Source organism: Pseudomonas sp. 1152_12, from assembly GCF_052850675.1.
Map to the genome: position 1 here is coordinate 155,353 of NZ_VXCW01000010.1, position 16,545 is coordinate 171,897.

General features: G+C 60.9%; 14 protein-coding genes. 5 read left to right on the plus strand and 9 right to left on the minus strand.

The window, feature by feature from the left end:
• Positions 1 to 46: 46 nt before the first annotated feature.
• From FW764_RS19810 to FW764_RS19835, 6 genes are all read right to left on the minus strand, one after another.
• Positions 47 to 1,249, minus strand: coding sequence for an ABC transporter substrate-binding protein (locus FW764_RS19810; protein WP_446435308.1), 1,203 nt, complete (start codon positions 1,247 to 1,249; stop codon positions 47 to 49).
• Between the two features lie 225 nt (positions 1,250 to 1,474).
• Positions 1,475 to 2,245 (minus strand): FadR/GntR family transcriptional regulator, encoded by a 771-nt coding sequence (locus FW764_RS19815; RefSeq protein ID WP_446435309.1) that lies wholly within the window; start codon positions 2,243 to 2,245, stop codon positions 1,475 to 1,477.
• 109 nt (positions 2,246 to 2,354) lie between these two features.
• A complete protein-coding gene (locus tag FW764_RS19820; RefSeq protein ID WP_446435310.1) occupies positions 2,355 to 3,110 on the minus strand; it encodes an alpha/beta fold hydrolase in 756 nt (251 codons plus the stop codon).
• A gap of 102 nt (positions 3,111 to 3,212) precedes the next feature.
• Positions 3,213 to 4,613: an efflux transporter outer membrane subunit gene (locus FW764_RS19825; RefSeq protein WP_446435311.1), complete on the minus strand. Its 1,401-nt coding sequence runs from the start codon at positions 4,611 to 4,613 to the stop codon at positions 3,213 to 3,215.
• Entirely contained in the window at positions 4,606 to 6,591 is a 1,986-nt protein-coding gene (locus tag FW764_RS19830) for a MacB family efflux pump subunit (RefSeq protein ID WP_446435312.1), read from the minus strand. The genes FW764_RS19825 and FW764_RS19830 overlap by 8 nt, the downstream gene beginning before the upstream one ends.
• The gene (locus tag FW764_RS19835; RefSeq protein WP_446435313.1) at positions 6,581 to 7,753 is read right to left on the minus strand and encodes an efflux RND transporter periplasmic adaptor subunit; all 1,173 of its coding nucleotides are present in this window, start codon (positions 7,751 to 7,753) and stop codon (positions 6,581 to 6,583) included. The genes FW764_RS19830 and FW764_RS19835 overlap by 11 nt, the downstream gene beginning before the upstream one ends.
• A 256-nt stretch (positions 7,754 to 8,009) precedes the next feature.
• On the opposite strand from FW764_RS19835, the gene FW764_RS19840 reads away from it, so the two are divergent.
• The 4 genes from FW764_RS19840 to FW764_RS19855 all read left to right on the plus strand — a co-directional run bounded on the left by FW764_RS19840 (position 8,010) and on the right by FW764_RS19855 (position 12,207).
• Positions 8,010 to 8,492, plus strand: a complete 483-nt coding sequence (locus FW764_RS19840) for a sigma-70 family RNA polymerase sigma factor (protein WP_446435314.1) — start codon at positions 8,010 to 8,012, stop codon at positions 8,490 to 8,492.
• A 119-nt stretch (positions 8,493 to 8,611) separates the two neighbouring features.
• The gene (locus FW764_RS19845) at positions 8,612 to 9,949 is read left to right on the plus strand and encodes a lysine N(6)-hydroxylase/L-ornithine N(5)-oxygenase family protein (protein ID WP_446435315.1); all 1,338 of its coding nucleotides are present in this window, start codon (positions 8,612 to 8,614) and stop codon (positions 9,947 to 9,949) included.
• A 198-nt stretch (positions 9,950 to 10,147) separates the two neighbouring features.
• A complete protein-coding gene (locus tag FW764_RS19850) occupies positions 10,148 to 11,368 on the plus strand; it encodes a putative DNA modification/repair radical SAM protein (protein WP_446435316.1) in 1,221 nt (406 codons plus the stop codon).
• Positions 11,365 to 12,207 (plus strand): TIGR03915 family putative DNA repair protein, encoded by an 843-nt coding sequence (locus FW764_RS19855; RefSeq protein ID WP_446435317.1) that lies wholly within the window; start codon positions 11,365 to 11,367, stop codon positions 12,205 to 12,207. Before FW764_RS19850 ends, FW764_RS19855 begins: the two co-directional genes overlap by 4 nt.
• Here FW764_RS19855 and FW764_RS19860 read toward each other — a convergent pair.
• Positions 12,204 to 12,650 (minus strand): hypothetical protein, encoded by a 447-nt coding sequence (locus FW764_RS19860; protein WP_446435318.1) that lies wholly within the window; start codon positions 12,648 to 12,650, stop codon positions 12,204 to 12,206. The genes FW764_RS19855 and FW764_RS19860 overlap by 4 nt on opposite strands.
• A gap of 341 nt (positions 12,651 to 12,991) precedes the next feature.
• Here FW764_RS19860 and FW764_RS19865 point away from each other — a divergent pair, with 341 nt between their 5' ends.
• The gene (locus FW764_RS19865; protein ID WP_446435319.1) at positions 12,992 to 13,885 is read left to right on the plus strand and encodes a GNAT family acetyltransferase; all 894 of its coding nucleotides are present in this window, start codon (positions 12,992 to 12,994) and stop codon (positions 13,883 to 13,885) included.
• Between the two features lie 136 nt (positions 13,886 to 14,021).
• Here the strand turns inward: FW764_RS19865 and FW764_RS19870 are convergent, their stop codons facing one another.
• On the minus strand, positions 14,022 to 15,041 hold the full coding sequence (locus FW764_RS19870; protein WP_446435320.1) for a branched-chain amino acid aminotransferase: 1,020 nt from the start codon (positions 15,039 to 15,041) through the stop codon (positions 14,022 to 14,024).
• Between the two features lie 123 nt (positions 15,042 to 15,164).
• A complete protein-coding gene (lpdA, locus tag FW764_RS19875; protein WP_446435321.1) occupies positions 15,165 to 16,544 on the minus strand; it encodes a dihydrolipoyl dehydrogenase in 1,380 nt (459 codons plus the stop codon).
• Position 16,545 lies beyond the last annotated feature (1 nt).

Genomic DNA, 16,545 nt, shown 5'->3' on the forward strand with positions numbered 1-16,545 from the left:
CGGCAGGATGCTGCTCGCGCAGCCCTGCGGTGCAATAGTCAGGGAATCAGGCGGGCGTGCAGCCCGTTGCCTCGACCGGCGGGAACGATTGCCCGGCGCTGAGTACCTTGGCCAGGTCGTCCTTGTCGGCCATGTCGCCGGAGGCTTTGCCGATCATCAGGTAGTAATCCTTGATCACCTGATGGTCGCCGGCACGGATCGACTCCTTACCGGTCGGGCCTTCGTAGCTCAAACCCTGCATGGCATTGGCCACCGTCGGCCCGTCGAAGCCGCCGGTGGCGATGATGCTGTCGAGCATCACTTTGGTGCTGATGTAGTCAGCGGCCAGCGGGTAGGTGGGGTTGATGCCGTATTTGGCCTGGGTCAGTTTGACCAGCTCGCGGTTGAGCGGGCTGTCGACCTGGTGCCAGTACTGCGCGCCGAGGTACACGCCTTCGAGCACATCGCTGCCCAGCTCCTGGAATTGATCGAGGCCGGCGGACCACACCAGCAGCACTTTCATGCGCTCCTTGATGCCAAAGTTTACCGCCTGACGCAGGGTGTTGGACGACTGGCTGCCGAAGTTGAGCAACACCAGTACGTCGGGTTTGGCGGCGATGGCGTTGGTCAGGTAACCGGAGAATTCCTGTTCCTGCAAGGAGTGATAGCTGTTGCCGACGTGCTCCAGGCCGTTTTCCTTGAGCACGTTTTTCGCGCCCTCAAGCAAGGCTTCGCCGAACACGTATTGCGGGGTAATGGTGTACCAGCGTTTGGCGTTCGGCAACAGCTTGATCAGCGGCACCATGGTTTGGCGGATCGCGCCGTAGGTGGGCACTGACCAGCGGAAGGTTGCGTTGTTGCAGTCCTTGCCGGTGACTTCATCGGCGCCCACGGGGGTCATGAACACGCCGCCGACCTTGTCGACTTCTTTAGCGACGGCCAGCGCGGAGGATGACAGCGTGCAGCCCTGGAAGAACCGCGCGCCGTCCTGCTGGATGGCCTCCTGTACCTTGCGCACCGCTTTGCCGGCGTTGCCTTCGGTGTCGATCACCTTGTAGTTCAGCGGACGTCCGAGAATCTCGGGGTGTTGTGCCACCGCCAGGCGCGAACCCATGTCGGCAAACTTGCCATAACTGGCAAAGGCGCCAGACATGGACTTGAGGCCGTAAAAGGTAAAGGGCTCGGCGGCGATTGCAGAGCGCACGCTCAGCGGAAGGCTGAGCGCGGCGGCGGCGGTGAGACTGGCTTTCAACAACGTACGACGCTGCATGGGGTGACTCCCTGGTTTAGTTATTGGCAGGAGCGGCAATGGCGATACGGTGGAGCAAGGGCCTGTGGGCAGGCCTTTTTATTGAGGTGAAGCGGTCTATTGATTGGAATGCAGTCCAAATGTGCGAGGGGGCGTGCCCCGATTACTCAGTTTCAGTCACTGCATCGGTTGACTGATCCACTGCTATGGGGAGCAAGCCCCCCACCCACAGGGTTTGTGGTGCTCTTAGTGGCGATGGTCGAACTCCAATAGAAAGTGTGGGCTGACTTCGCCTTCCAGCGCGGTCATATGGTGTTCGGCATCGCACATGTGTTCATGCATCAAGCTACGCACCGCGCGTTCATCCCCCGCACGAAAGGCGCTCAATAACTGCTTGTGGTAGTCGAGGTTGGCCGCGTCGAACTGCTTGCGTTTGGGCTTGTAAGCTTTTTTCAGCACCACCAGGTCGCGCAGCAAGTCATTGAGGAACTGCGCCATGAAACTCAGCAGCGGGTTGGGGCAGGCCTTGGCCAGCAGGTTATGGAACTCCAGCTCCGCCAGGCGCTGTTCACGCTGGCCAGCCTCGCTGTCTTCCGGCGCGCTGCAAAAGTCCACGTTGTCTTGCAGGGCTTGATAGTCGTCTTCGCTCAAGCGCCCGAGCACCGACACCGCCAGTTCCACCTCAATGACTTTGCGCAGTTGGTACACCTGCTCGCCATCCAGATGCTGGAAATGCAGGTAATTACGCAAGGCACGGCTGGCCGGCTCGGTGCCGGCCTGGTTCAAGTAGGCGCCGCCACTGGGGCCGGTGCGCGTGCTCACCAGGCCTTCCACCTCCAGGGCCTTTAGCGCTTCACGGGCTGAGCCCTTGGAACACTGGAAGCTTTCCATCAGTTCACGCTCAGTGGGCAGGCGGTCGCCGGGTTTGAGCGCATCGGTGACGATGGAGCGCTTGACCGACTCGACAATCACATCGGAGAGCTTTTGGCGTTTGCGTCGCAACGGTCGGCTGAGCATGCGGGTCTATTGATCCTATTAATGCGGATTAATAGCACTTAATAACGATTGGCTGAGAGCGTCAACGCTGGGTGTCGTTTTCGACGCGAAAGGGTCGTAAACGCGCGGGTTATTCCCAACTGCCGAGATCGAGGCAGCGGGTAGAGGCGGGAGGCTGTTTGCCAAACACCAGGAAATCAGCCACCCAACGGTTGACGCATCCGGTGGCGTTGGCCCGAGTGGGCTGTTTGAGCAGCAATTGTTCGACACCGGAAGCAACCGATTCAGCATGGCCGGCGTTGACCAACACCATGCGTGCGACGTGTTCGGGAAACAGTGCCGCATACCGGCTGCCGACGCGGGTGGCATCAGCGTTGCCAAGGTAATTGAGCTGTGTCTCACCCAGCTGTGCGCGTACAAATTCCATATCTCGCGCAGCCTGTTCGACGCTGTTTTCATGACTCGGGTCGCGCGGACTCAGCTCGATGACATCATAACGGTTCACCAGCGTCCGATAGGCCGGGGTGGCATAAGACTCCCAGCGGCCGACCAGTTGGATGCCGAAGGTCGCGCCTTGGCCCTTTTGTGGTTCACCGGGCTGGATGAACACCACGCCCTCACGGCTGAGTGGGTGCCTGGCGCCGACACGGGTCAGGCTCAGGCGCACGTTCCCACGCTTGGGCGCGGCATGGTCGCGGGGCACGCTCACACTGGCGCATTGAGTGCGTTCCAGCACATCAGGGTCTGGTTGGTGAACCGCGGGGAAGGGGCAATCCAGCAACCAGTCAATCGCGGTCGGCGCGATCAGGGGCTCGGCAAGCGCCCGGCCTGCTATCAGCCAGAGGCCGAGGCAGGCCAGGCTTTTTACAAGAATGCTGGGTTTCATCATGAGGTACCTGGCAGACGTTTGAGGACGGCTTTTTACCAAGTACCCGGGGTAGATGAATGTAGGTTTATTAAACGGTCTGTGTAGGAGTTTAGAGATTTTTCATCGGGAATCGGCATTCCAACCGCCACCCAACGCTTTGTACATGGCAATGCTGGCTTGCAGGCGTGACAGCCGCAGTTGCACGTTCATGTCCTGGGCTGCGTACAGCGTGCGTTGGGTTTCCAGCACTGTCAGCAAGTCTTCTGCGCCTGCCTGATAGCGGCTTTCAGCGATCTGGAAGGCGGTCTGGGCCTGTTGCAATTCTTCGCTTTGCCAGTGGCGCTGCTCGTCCAAGCGCGTGATGCCGCTGAGGGATTTCTCCACGTCGGCAAAGCCATTGATGATTGCGCCGCGATAGGTTTGCAGCAGCTCGTCCTCGCGGGCGCGTGCTTTGTCACGTTCGGCGCCTAAACGGCCATTGTTAAAAATCGGAGCGACCAGGCCCGAGGTCAGGTTGTAGAACGGGCTGCGCAAAATGTCTTCGGCCTTGTTGGAGCCCGAGCCCAGCGTCGCGCCCAAGGTCACCGTGGGTAGCATCGCCGCCCGCGCCACCGTGACGTCGGCACTCGCCGCGGCCAGCTGTGCTTCGGCCTGGGCCAGGTCGGGGCGGCGGCTCAGCAGTTGGCTGGGCACGCCCGGGCCAATCGCCGGCCAGGTCAGCGCCTGGAACGGCTCGGTGCTCAGATTCAGGCTTTGTACGGGCTGGCCGAGCAGGGCGGCGAGAGCAATCTGCGATTCTTCGGCCACTTGCTGGATCAGCGGCAGTTGCTGTTGCTGGCTGGCCACCAGGCTTTTTTGTTGTGCCAGCGCCAGGGCGGTAGCGGCGCCGGCGTCGTAGCGGGTTTGCACCAGGTTGAGCACATTGCGCGCATTCGCCAGGTTCAGTTCGGCGATGTGTTCACGTTGGCGTGCGGCCAGGGTTTGCGCGTAGCGGTCGGCGACGTTGCTGAGCAGGGTCAGCTCCACGGTGGCCCGGTCGAATTCACTGGCCCGCAGGCTTTGCAGGGCGCTGTCGCGGGCGGCGGCGCGGCCGCCCCAGAAGTCCACTTCATAGCTGGCAGTCAGGTTGGCGCCAAAGCTATCGACGGTCTTATTGCTTTCGGTGGCGTCCAGGGTCGAGTTGCCGCTGCCACGCAGCAGCTTCTCGCGGCTGGCGGTGAGGTTGAAATTCACCTGCGGCAACAACGGCGCACCGGCAATCACCGCGCTGGCCTGGGCCTGGCGCACCCGCGCCATGGCGGCGGCAATGTCGTAACTGTCGCGCCGTGCCTGATCGATGAGGCGGTTAAGTTGCGGGCTGCCGAAGTGCGTCCACCAACGCTGGTTGACCGCTTGTGCGGCCTCACGCTCAGCGTATTGCCAGGCGGCTGGCGGCGTGATGCCGCTGTCGACGGTCGGCGGGTTGCCAGTACAAGCGTTGAGCAGCAGGCACACGCCCAGCAGGGAGTATCGTTTATTCACTGGTCAACGCCTTAACCGGATCGAGCCGGGCAGCTTTACGGGCCGGCATAAAGCCGAATACGACGCCGGTGACCAGCGCACAGCCAAACGCGCCAAGCACCGCCACCAGAGAGAACTGCACCGCCACCTCGGCCAGTACCAGCACGCCGCCGACCAGCAGTGCCAGGGCGATGCCGAACAGGCCGCCGACTACCGAGAGCATCACCGCCTCGGTGAGGAACTGGCGCAGAATGTCGCGCTGGCGTGCCCCGGTGGCCATGCGAATACCAATCTCGCGGGTGCGTTCGCGCACGGTCATCAGCATGATGTTCATCACGCCTATCCCGCCCACCAACAGGGAAATCGCTGCAATCGACCCGAGCATCAACGACAACGTGTTCGCCGTGCGAGCCTCGGCCTGGATCATTGCCGCGTCGTTGGTCAGGTGGTAATCGAGCTTGCCGTTATGCAGCTTTTTCATCAGTTGATCGATGGCTTGTTCGGCCTCATGCACTTTGCGCGCATCGTTGGCGGCAATCACCACGTATTCGGGGTTATAGGTTCCGAATAGGCGCACGCTGGCGGCGGTGTAGGGGATTGCGATACGGTCGTCGCTGTCTTGCAAGCCGGAGCTGGAGCCCTTTTCCGCCAGTACACCCATGACCTGAAAGGGCACGTTTTCTATCAGGATGTATTGGCCGATGGGGTCTACCTGGCCTTTGAACAACTTTTCGCGCACGCGATGACCGATTACCGCTACCGTGGCCCCGGCACGCTCGTCGGCCTCGGTGAAGTAACTGCCTTCGGCCACTGGCCAGTTGAAGATAGCCGGGAAGTTGGTGTCGTTACCGCCCACATAGGCCATGTAGTCGACGTTGCCGAAGCGCACACCGGCATAGGTGCCGTTTACCGGCATGATGCGCTTGACCTGGGGCAGTGTGGCCAAGGCGGCTACATCATTGAGGGTTACGATACCTTGCGGCGTGCGCGGGTTAGGCGAGAAGCCACTCAAGTAGATGATGTTCGAGCCGAACGCCGCCATCTGCGCCATGACCTGGCGTTTGCTGCCTTCGCCCACCGCCAGCATCACCACCACCGACGCCACGCCGATGATGATCCCCAGCAGTGTCAGTGCGGTGCGGAAGCGGTTGATCCACATCACCCGCCAGGCGGCTTGCACGGCGTCCAGCAGTTCGGCTTTCCAGGCGCCATTGTGTTCGGCGCCGTCGGCCAGGCGCTGGCGCAGGTCCACGGCTTGCAGGGCGTCACTGGTGGCCGTGACGGGCACGTGGGTGTCACTGCGCGCCGAGTCGCTGATGATCAGGCCGTCGCTGATCTCGATGATGCGGTTGGCGTGCGCCGCGACTTCGCGGTCGTGGGTAATCAGGATGACCACGTGACCCTGGCTCGCCAGTTCATCCAGCAGCACCATCACCTCGGCGCCGCTGTGGCTGTCGAGGGCGCCGGTGGGTTCGTCGGCGAGGATGATGTGGCCGCCATTCATCAGCGCGCGGGCAATCGAGACGCGTTGTTGCTGGCCGCCGGAGAGCTGGTGCGGACGGTTACCGGTGCGATCGGCCAGGCCCAGGCGCGTGAGCAGGGCCTTGGCGCGGGCATGGCGTTCGGCGGCGCTGATGCCTGCATAGATCGCCGGCATCTCGACGTTTTCCTGGGCCGAGCCCGACGGGATCAAGTGGTAGCCTTGGAACACGAAGCCAAAGGCTTCGCGGCGCAGCCAAGCCAGTGCGTCGCTGTCCAGGTGCGCGACGTTTTCCCCGGCGAACAGGTACTCGCCCACGGTGGGCCGGTCGAGACAACCGAGGATATTCATCAGCGTGGATTTTCCGGATCCGGAGACGCCAACAATGGCGACAAATTCCCCGGCATGGATCGACAGGTCGATCCCACGTAGCACGTCGACCTGCGGGCTGTCGCCGCCGCCGTAGGATTTGCGGATGTTCTTGAGCTCGATCAGCGGGGTGGTCAAATCAACCCCCATTGCCGTTGGCCGGGCCGATCAACAGGTGATCGCCCTCGTTCAGGCCGTCCAGCACTTCGACCCGCAGGCGGTCGCTGATACCCAGGTGTATTTCGCGTTCCTCGATGGCGCCGTTTTTTGCCACCACGCGGGCGGTCGGCCTATCGGTGTCTTGGTTGCCGAGCAGCGCCGCGACCGGTACGGTGAGGGCGTTCTTGACCTGGCTGGCGACAAAAAACACTTGAGTGGTCATTTCGGCCATCAGCGCGTTGTCAGTGTTGTCGACATCCAGCAGCACGGTGTACAGCACGACGCGGCCGCTCCCGGTTTTGCTCGTACTGCTGGGGCTGCCATTGCCCTGGCTGGTTTCGTTCAGCGGCTTGGGGGGGATCGGCAGGATCTGGCGCACGGTGCTGGTCCAACGGCGGCTGCCGCCAGCGAGCGTAGTGAAATAGGCGGTCATGCCCGGTTTGACGTGGCCGATGTCGGCTTCAGACACTTCGGCCCACACGGTCATTGGCGATAACTTGGCAATGCGCAGGATCAGCGGCGTTTGTTGCTGGGCGTTAAGGGTCTGGCCGACCCTTGCGTCCACCGCCACCACGGTGCCGCTCATGGGCGCGTAGATGCGTGTGTAGCCCAGCTCCGCCTCGTCACTGCGCAGGTTGGCCTGTGCCTGGCGAATCTGCGCCAGGAACATGTCGACCCGCGCCTGGGTTGCGCTCAGTTCGGCCTTGGCGGTTTGTACATCTTCCTCGCGGGTGGCGTTACCGGCGGCCAGGCGTTGCTGGCGCTGGTATTTCTGGCGCGCGAGCTCGTGCTGGGCTTTCTGTTCCTGTAACTGGGCCTTGAGGTTTTCGATGGAGTAGCGGCTGGCGTCAAGCTTGGCCTGTTGTGTGGCAGGGTCGATCTCTACCAGCAGCTCGCCTTCCTGGACCTGGTCACCGGCCTCCACGTGGATTTTGCGGATCTGCCCGGACGCCTGGGCGCCCACATCGACATACCGGCGCGGTTGCAGAGTGCCCAGTGCGGTGACGCTGTTTTCAATGTTACCGCGAGTTACGGTGACGGTGGGCAGGCCATCGCGGCCTGGCGGCAGCATCTGCCAGACGGCCAGCGCAATGATGGGGATCAGGCACGCGACAGCAAGCAGTGCGCGTCGGGCGGGGCGAGGGCGTTTCATGCGTGTGTTCCAGCCAGGAAATTGAGGCCGCATTGGCGGAGGGCTGACTGTTATACGAGAAAATTGCCCGAGAATTTAGGTGTTTACACACGCCGTAACAGCTCTGTCGAATAAAAAATTCGTGTGTTGATGCAAGACTTCTTTAAAACTAGATGAGAATTACTATAAATTGCACATACTCAAACTGCCATCATCCATGGCCTGCCTGCTTTAGCGCTCAAGGATTAGATGCCGCCTCCCCCGGCGGTCGGGAGTCATGTTGGAAAACTACTATCGCGAGCTGGTGTGTTTCCTCAACGCCAAGCTGGGCAACCGTCAGGTGGCCGAGGATGTGGTGCATGACGCTTATGTCCGAGTGCTTGAGCGCGCAAGCGACACGCCCATCGAACAACCGCGGGCGTTTTTGTATCGTACAGCGCTGAATCTGGTGATCGACGGCCATCGCCGTAACGCCTTGCGCCAGTCCGAGCCCCTGGAGGTGCTGGACAACGAAGAGCGCTTTGCCCCCGGTTCACCGCATGCCAGCCATGATCAGGGCCAGCGCCTGGAAATGCTCGAGCGCGCTTTGGCCGAGCTGCCGGCGGCCTGCCGCGACAGTTTCCTGCTGCGCAAACTCGAGGGCCTGTCGCACCTGCAAATCGCCGAGCGCCTGAGCATTTCCCGCAGCCTGGTGGAAAAACATATCGTCAACGCCATGAAGCATTGCCGGGTGCGTATGCGCGAGTGGGAAGCGCACTGATCAACGATCAGTTAAATTTTATTTCATTGTCCTCGTTTCCTATCAACATATGACCTGTTTTGCAGGTCTTGACGGTATTTCCGCCCCATCGCCAAGGGGCTTATCCAGAGGACACTGGAATGACACAGGCAATTGCTTCGCCCGCGGTTCACGACCTGATCGGTATCGGTTTCGGCCCTTCGAACCTGGCGCTGGCCATCGCCCTGCAGGAGCGTGAAAAAGCCCAGGGCAAACTGGACGTCCTGTTTATCGACAAGCAGGCCGACTACCGCTGGCACGGCAATACCCTGGTGACGCAGAGCGAACTGCAGATCTCGTTCCTCAAGGACCTGGTGACCTTGCGCAACCCCACCAGCCCCTATTCCTTCGTCAACTACCTCAAGGCCCACGACCGTCTGGTGGACTTCATCAACCTGGGCACCTTTTACCCATGCCGCATGGAGTACAACGACTACTTGCGTTGGGTCGCCGGGCAGTTCCAGGCCCAGGCGCGCTACGGTGAGGACGTACTGGCCATCGAGCCGGTTCTGCAACAGCAGCACGTTGAAGCGTTGCGGGTGATCTCCCGTGATGCGTTGGGCGAGCAGCATGTGCGCACCACCCGTTCGGTGGTGGTCAGCGCCGGTGGCACGCCGCGTGTGCCGCCAGCGTTTGAAGCGCTGAAGGACGACGGCCGGGTGTTCCACCATTCACAGTACCTGGCGCGTATGGCGCAGCAGCCGTGTGTTGAAGGTAAGGCGATGCGCATCGCAATCATCGGCGGTGGCCAGAGCGCGGCTGAAGCTTTTATCGACCTCAACGACAGCTTCCCATCGGTGCAGGTCGACATGATCCTGCGCGGTTCGGCGCTCAAGCCGGCCGATGACAGCCCGTTCGTCAATGAAGTGTTTTCACCAGCGTTTACCGACCTGGTGTTCCAGCAAGTTGGCGCTGAGCGCGAGCGCCTGGTGGCTGAATACCAGAACACTAATTATTCGGTGGTGGATCTGGACCTTATCGAGCGCATCTACGGCATTTTCTACCGCCAGAAAGTCTCTGGTATCGCTCGCCAAGCCTTCCGCACCCTGACCGTGGTCGAGAAAGCCACCGCCAGTGCGTTGGGCATCGAGTTAGTCCTGCGCAACAACGCCAACGGCGAAACCAGCGTCAGTCATTACGACGCAGTGATCCTGGCCACCGGTTACGAGCGCCAAATGCACCGCGAGTTGCTCTCGCCGCTGCAAGCCTACATGGGCGACTTCGAGGTGGCGCGCGACTATCGCATTGTCACCGACGAGCGCTGCAAGGCCGGCATCTACATCCAGGGCTTCAGCCAGGCCAGCCATGGTTTGAGCGATACCTTGCTGTCGGTACTGCCGATTCGCGCGGATGAAATTGCGGCGTCGTTGTATGAGCATGACCGTCACCGTGGCAAAGCGCGTTCGGTGCAGGACGTGTTGCTCGCGACTGCTAGCTGATCGACCACACTAAGGGCGCGCTTGTTGTGGCGAAGGAGCTTGTTCCCGCTCGGGTGCGTAGCACCCGCAGATTTTGAGCTCGCTTCGCTGCCCAGTGGGAGCCAGCTCCCTCGCCACAGAAGTGCGTTCCTCCAAACGGCACTAGCAACAAGATCGAGCTACTGGTACTGTACAAAAAACCAGTACCGGTAGCCCTCCATGCAGTTGATCGAAAAGCTCAGCATCCTCGCCGACGCCGCCAAGTACGACGCTTCCTGCGCCAGCAGTGGTGCGCCCAAGCGCAGCTCCGAGGGCAAGGCCGGGTTAGGTTCCACTGACGGTATGGGCATCTGCCACAGCTACACCCCGGACGGCCGGTGCGTGTCGCTGCTCAAGGTGTTGCTGACTAATTTCTGTCTCTACGACTGCCAATACTGCGTCAACCGCCGCTCCAGCGACGTGCCCCGCGCGCGTTTCAGCCCGGAGGAGGTGGTCAGCCTGACCCTGGATTTCTACCGGCGTAATTGCGTCAGCGGGCTGTTTCTCAGTTCCGGCATCATCCGTTCGGCTGACTACACCATGGAGCAGCTTGTTCGGGTGGCGAAACTGTTACGTGAAGAGCATGACTTTCGCGGCTATATCCACCTCAAAACCATTCCCGAAGCCGACCCGGCGCTGATCGCCGAAGCCGGGCGTTATGCCGATCGGCTGAGCGTGAATATCGAACTGCCCACCGATGCCAGCCTGCAAACCCTGGCGCCGGAGAAGCAGATCGTCTCGATCAAGCAAGCCATGCAAACCATCTACACCGGTGAGCAAACTGTTCTTAACGAACCGCGCGCCCCGCGTTTCGCCCCGGCCGGGCAGAGTACGCAGATGATCGTCGGTGCCGATGACACTGACGACAGCACCATCCTGCACGGCGCCGAGGCGTTGTACGGCAATTTCAAATTGCGCCGCGTGTATTACTCGGCGTTCAGCCCCATCCCCAACAGCCCGAAAAGCGTGCCCCTGGCCGCGCCGCCGCTGATGCGCGAGCACCGCTTGTATCAGGCGGACTTTCTGTTGCGCAGTTACGGTTTCAGTGCCAACGAACTATTCGACGGGCCCGGCCACCTGGCGTTGGATATCGACCCCAAGTTGGCTTGGGCCTTGGAACACCGCGAGGTGTTTCCGCTGGACTTGAACCGCGCCGAACCGACCTTGATCGCGCGTATTCCCGGCATCGGCCTGCGCACCACCCAGCGCCTGGTGGACCTGCGCCGCGAACGCAAGATCCGTTTCGAAGACCTGGCGCGCATGCGCTGCGTGCTGGCCAAGGCCAAGCCGTTTTTCATCACCAGCGACTACCACCCACAACAGGCAGAAAGCACCAGCGTGTTACTGCGTGAGCAACTGCGCGATCGCCCGCAGCCACAGCAAATGGGGTTGTGGGGATGATCAGCCTGGAATGCGACAACCTGTTCAGCACCTGGCGCGAGCAGGCGCGCTGGCTCCTCAGCCATCAGGTCGACCCTAGTCAAGTGAGCTGGGGCGAAGCGGAAGTGGCGGACCTGTTTGCCACCGACGAGCCCATTCCTGAACAGCTTGGGCCGTTCCAGGCGCGGATTCCCAAAGCTTTGTTGGAACTGCTGGAGTCGGCGGCTTGCTATCACGGCGATCAGCGCTGGAGTCTGCTTTACGAGGTGTTGTGGCGAGTCAGTCATGGCGACCGTACGGCGATGCTCGCGGGTGATAGGTTGGGCAGCGAGTTGCAGCGACGGATCAAGCAGGTGAGCCGCGAAGCCCATCATCTGCATGCATTTGTGCGGTTTATCGCCGTGCCCGCAGAGGCTAGCCCTGAGCTGCCGGAATACGTGGCCTGGCATGAGCCGGCCCACGACATATTAAAGTCAGCCAGCCAGCACTTCATCGGGCGCATGGGCCGTCATCGCTGGATGATCGCCACACCGCTGGATGGGGTGTATTACGACGGTGGGCAGTTGATTCATCAACGCGAATGCCCCGAGGCGTGGCGGCAACTGGCGCAGAATATCGACGACCCTCACAGCGCAATGTGGCTGACTTACTACAGCCATATCTTCAACCCGGCGCGGCTGAACCCCAAGGTGATGGAAGGGCACCTGCCGAGCCGGCTCTGGAAGAATCTGCCGGAGGGTAAGCTGATTCCAGCGTTGATCAGTGAGGCGCGTACCGGCAAACAGCGCGATGGCCAGGCTAAGCTGATCGGCACGCGGCCCGGTAAGCGTATTGGCGCGGGGCACCTTCCCACCGGTTAGTTTGTGCGTGGGGTGGGACTTTGCGCCGCAGGGCTGACGAACTGCTTCAGCGGCGAATCCAGGTCATCGGTTTTAACCGGTGGGCGATAGTCTTGAGTGCTGGTGGGCATCACATTCTTCAGTGCGTAATCTGCGCCGGAAGGTTGAGTGCCTGTGCCTGAAGGGGTGGGTTGGCTGGCAACGCCAGGCAGCTCTTTCAAGCAGTTCTCTTTCTCGATTCCCTCCGGGAAATCACGACAGGCCTGTTCGCGGTTTTTGCGAATACACCGTTCTCGCTCTGCCGGCACCAAGCGATTCTGACACGAAGCCCCCGACAATATCCCTATGGCCACCTTAAACCAGGTGGCTGAAGCGTCGCTGCCGGGTGGGGCTGCCTGAGCGGCAGGAGAGAGAAGGCTGGCAAGCAGTGCGCAGAACAATAATGACGTTTTGATGGTGTTCATCCTTGACGCGGCCAATCACAAGTAAGCGCTGTATAACATCGTGGTGTTTCAAGCAGCAACACTGAACACCACCCTTGATCGTTCCCATGCTCTACGATCTAAAGTGACGGACGGTGTTCAGGTCAGCGCAGTCGCGGCTTCCAGCTGGCCGTAGCCTTGCAGGTTGAGGAGTTCGTTCATGGGGAAGATCTCGATGGAGCGCACAGATTTACTGTGGGTGCTGGCTTGCCTGCGATGGCGTTGGGTCAGCTAATACCTCTGTGCCAGATACACCGCCATTGCAGGCAAGCCACACATTGGTATTGTTGGGGCTGTTATAGCGCTGTCCGTCAGGAGGAATCATGTCTACCGCCGTTCGTCTCGCCCAGGCCGCCGATGCCGAGGGGATCAGCCAGGTCATCCTGGCGGCCTTGCACAGCAGTAATGCGCGGGATTACCCGGCGGAGGTGATTGCGCGGGTGGCGAGCAACTTTACCCCCGATGCCGTGCAGGCCTTGCTACAGCGGCGGGTGGTACTGGTGGCGACTCAGGGTCAGGTGATCGTCGCCACTGCCGCACTTGATGGCAATGTAGTGCGCTCGGTGTTTGTGAAACCGACGCTGCAAGGGCAGGGCATTGGGCGGCTACTGATGATTGAAATCGAACTGCGTGCCCGTGAAGCCGGGGTCACAGTATTAAGTGTGCCGTCTTCGCTGACCGCCGAGCCGTTCTATACCAAGCTGGGGTTCCATACGGTGCGTGACGTCTACCACGGTAACGAGCGCACGTTGGTGATGGAGAAGGCGTTGTTATCCCGCCACCCCATCGGGTCGTATCGCGACCGTCAGCACCGTGCGCAAGTGGTGGCCTTGTGGCAGGAGGCGTTTGGGTATGACACCGCGCATAACCTGCCGGCGTTGGCAATTGATAAGAAGCTGGCGGTCAACGATGGGCTGTTTTTTGTGGCGACGGATAAAAAAGCCGTGATCGGCACCATTCTCGCAGGCTACGACGGGCATCGAGGCTGGCTGTATTCGGTGGCGGTGCACGCTGACTATCGGCGTCATGGCCTGGGCTCCTCGCTGGTGCGGTTTGCCGAGCAGGCGTTGACTGCTTTGGGGTGCATGAAGATCAATTTGCAGATCACCAGCGGCAATGATGGGGTGGCGGGGTTTTATGAGGCGTTGGGGTATGGGGTGGAGCCGAGGATTAGTATGGGCAAGAAGATCGCCGTGAATATCCCCAAGAACTTGTGAGAACACCCAAATCAACTGTGGGAGCCGGCTTGCCTGCGATGGCGGCGTATCAGTCAACTTATTTAGTCACTGATAGACCACCATCGCAGGCAAGCCAGCTCCCACATGGGTTTTGTGGTGTTGCTGGCGTTTGGGTTTAGACCTTGACGATCCAACCTTCTGGCGCTTCGACGTCACCGGTCTGCACGCCGGTCAGTTCTTTGTAGAGCTGCTGGGTGATCGGGCCGACTTCGGTTTCGCTGTGAAATACGTGCAGTTTGCCGTTGTACTGGATGCCGCCGATGGGCGAGATCACGGCGGCTGTGCCGCAGGCGCCGGCTTCCTTGAACTGATCCAGTTTGTCGATGAACACTTCGCCCTCGACCACTTTCATGCCCAGGCGCGACTGGGCCAGTTCGATCAGCGACAGGCGGGTGATGCCTGGCAGTACCGAAGGTGACTTCGGCGTGATGAACTGGTTGTCGTGGGTGATCCCGAAGAAGTTGGCCGAGCCGACTTCTTCGATTTTCGAATGGGTCATCGGGTCCAGGTAGATTGCGTCGGCGAAGCCGGATTTTTTCGCTTCGGCACCCGGCATCAGGCTGGCGGCGTAGTTGCCACCCACTTTGGCGGCGCCGGTGCCTTGTGGCGCGGCGCGGTCGAAGGTGGAGATCTGGAAGTTGTGTGGCACCAGGCCGCCTTTGAAGTAGGCACCGACCGGGATGGCGAACACCGAGAAAATGAACTCCGGCGCGGTACGCACGCCGATGTTGTCACCGGTGCCGATCACGAACGGGCGCAGGTACAGCGCGCCGCCGCTGCCATACGGCGGGATGAAGCGCTCGTTGGCCTTGACCACTTGTTTGCAGGCTTCGATGAAGTCTTCGGTGGGTACATGCGGCATCAGCAAACGTGCACAGCTGCGCTGCATGCGCGCGGCGTTCTGGTCCGGGCGGAACAGGTTGATCGAGCCGTCCTTGCAACGGTAGGCCTTCAGGCCTTCAAAGCATTGCTGGCCATAGTGCAGGGCCGTGGAGCCCTCGCTGATGTGCAGCACGTTGTCGTCGGTCAGGGTGCCAGCTTGCCATTCGCCGTTTTTCCAGACTTGGAGAAACCGCTTGTCGGTCTTGATGTAGTCAAAACCCAGCTTGTCCCAATTGATGCTTTCGTTACCCATGACACCCTCTATCTCTGGTCAACCGCCTGGTCGAAGGCAGGCTTGTCGGTTTTTTCTGGATGGGCGCAACAATACTGCATTATTGGCCGGTGTGGGAGCAGGTGGGTCGGCCTCGCTGCGGTTTTACAGGTGCAGCGCGTGACCCAAGGCCCTTAAGGCCGCTTCTTGTACGGCTTCGCCGAGGGTCGGGTGGGCGTGGATGGTGCCGGCCACGTCTTCCAGGCGCGCGCCCATTTCCAGGCTCAGGCCAAAGGCGGTGGACAGTTCGGACACGCCAACGCCGACGGCCTGCCAGCCGACGATCAGGTGATTGTCACGCCGTGCGACCACACGCACGAAGCCGGTTTTCGACTCCAGGGTCATCGCCCGGCCATTGGCCGCAAACGGGAAGCTCGACACAATGCAGTCCAGGCCCGCGGCCTTGGCTTCATCCGGGGTTTTGCCGACCACCACCAGTTCCGGGTCGGTGAAACAGACTGCTGGAATCGCGGCCGGGTTGAATTCGCGGGATTTACCGCTGATCAGTTCGGCCACCATTTCGCCTTGGGCCATGGCCCGGTGCGCCAACATCGGTTCGCCGCTCAGGTCGCCGATCGCCCATACGTTGCGCATGCTGGTTTGACAATGGCTGTCGATCTTGATCGCAGCACCGTTCATGTCCAGGTTCAGCGATTCGAGGTTCCAGCCTTGGGTGTTGGGTTTGCGGCCCACAGCCACCAGCACCTGATCGGTGTCCAGCGACACGGTGTCGCCATTCGGATCACGCACTTGCAGGCTGTTGTTTTCGAAGCCGGTGACGCTGTGTTTGAGGTACAACTTCACGCCCAATTGCTTGAGGGACTCGGCCACGGGCAATGTCAGCTCGGCGTCATAGGCAGGCAGGATATGTTCCTGCGCCTCGACCACACTGACGTCGGCGCCGAGCTTGCGGTAGGCAATACCCAGCTCCAAACCGATGTAGCCGCCGCCCACCACAACCAGGCGTTTGGGTATGCGGGTGGGTGCCAGCGCTTCGGTGGAGGAGATGATCGGCCCGCCAATGGGCAGCATCGGCAGGTTGACGCTTTTCGAGCCGGTAGCCAGCAGCAGGTGTTCGCACTGGATGCGCTGGTCGCCAACGTCGACGGTCTTGCCGTCGACCACCTTGGCCCAGCCGTGGAGCACCTGCACTTTGTGTTTTTTCAACAGGGCGGCGACGCCGGTGGTCAGGTGATCAACGATACCGTCTTTCCATTCCACGCTTTTGCGGATGTCCAGGGTCGGCACGTCCACTTCGATGCCCAGCGGCGAGCCCTGGCTATGGTGCACGGTTTGCTGGAACTGCTCGGCCACATGGATCAAGGCTTTCGAGGGAATGCAGCCGATGTTCAGGCAAGTGCCGCCCAGCGCCTGGCCTTCCACCAGAATGGTCGGGATGCCCAGCTGACCGGCGCGAATCGCCGCCACATAACCGCCAGGGCCGCCGCCGATAATCAGCAACGTGGTGTTCAATGTCTCAGACATG

What these genes read in the sequence shown, in the direction of transcription:
- FW764_RS19810 (WP_446435308.1), bottom strand. Translation starts at nt 1,249, where the DNA reads ATGCAGCGTCGTACGTTGTTGAAAGCCAGTCTCACCGCCGCCGCCGCG.
- FW764_RS19815 (WP_446435309.1), bottom strand. Translation starts at nt 2,245, where the DNA reads ATGCTCAGCCGACCGTTGCGACGCAAACGCCAAAAGCTCTCCGATGTG.
- FW764_RS19820 (WP_446435310.1), bottom strand. Translation starts at nt 3,110, where the DNA reads ATGAAACCCAGCATTCTTGTAAAAAGCCTGGCCTGCCTCGGCCTCTGG.
- FW764_RS19830 (WP_446435312.1), bottom strand. Translation starts at nt 6,591, where the DNA reads ATGGGGGTTGATTTGACCACCCCGCTGATCGAGCTCAAGAACATCCGC.
- FW764_RS19835 (WP_446435313.1), bottom strand. Translation starts at nt 7,753, where the DNA reads ATGAAACGCCCTCGCCCCGCCCGACGCGCACTGCTTGCTGTCGCGTGC.
- FW764_RS19840 (WP_446435314.1), top strand. Translation starts at nt 8,010, where the DNA reads ATGTTGGAAAACTACTATCGCGAGCTGGTGTGTTTCCTCAACGCCAAG.
- FW764_RS19845 (WP_446435315.1), top strand. Translation starts at nt 8,612, where the DNA reads ATGACACAGGCAATTGCTTCGCCCGCGGTTCACGACCTGATCGGTATC.
- FW764_RS19850 (WP_446435316.1), top strand. Translation starts at nt 10,148, where the DNA reads ATGCAGTTGATCGAAAAGCTCAGCATCCTCGCCGACGCCGCCAAGTAC.
- FW764_RS19855 (WP_446435317.1), top strand. Translation starts at nt 11,365, where the DNA reads ATGATCAGCCTGGAATGCGACAACCTGTTCAGCACCTGGCGCGAGCAG.
- FW764_RS19860 (WP_446435318.1), bottom strand. Translation starts at nt 12,650, where the DNA reads ATGAACACCATCAAAACGTCATTATTGTTCTGCGCACTGCTTGCCAGC.
- FW764_RS19865 (WP_446435319.1), top strand. Translation starts at nt 12,992, where the DNA reads ATGTCTACCGCCGTTCGTCTCGCCCAGGCCGCCGATGCCGAGGGGATC.
- FW764_RS19870 (WP_446435320.1), bottom strand. Translation starts at nt 15,041, where the DNA reads ATGGGTAACGAAAGCATCAATTGGGACAAGCTGGGTTTTGACTACATC.
- lpdA (WP_446435321.1), bottom strand. Translation starts at nt 16,544, where the DNA reads ATGTCTGAGACATTGAACACCACGTTGCTGATTATCGGCGGCGGCCCT.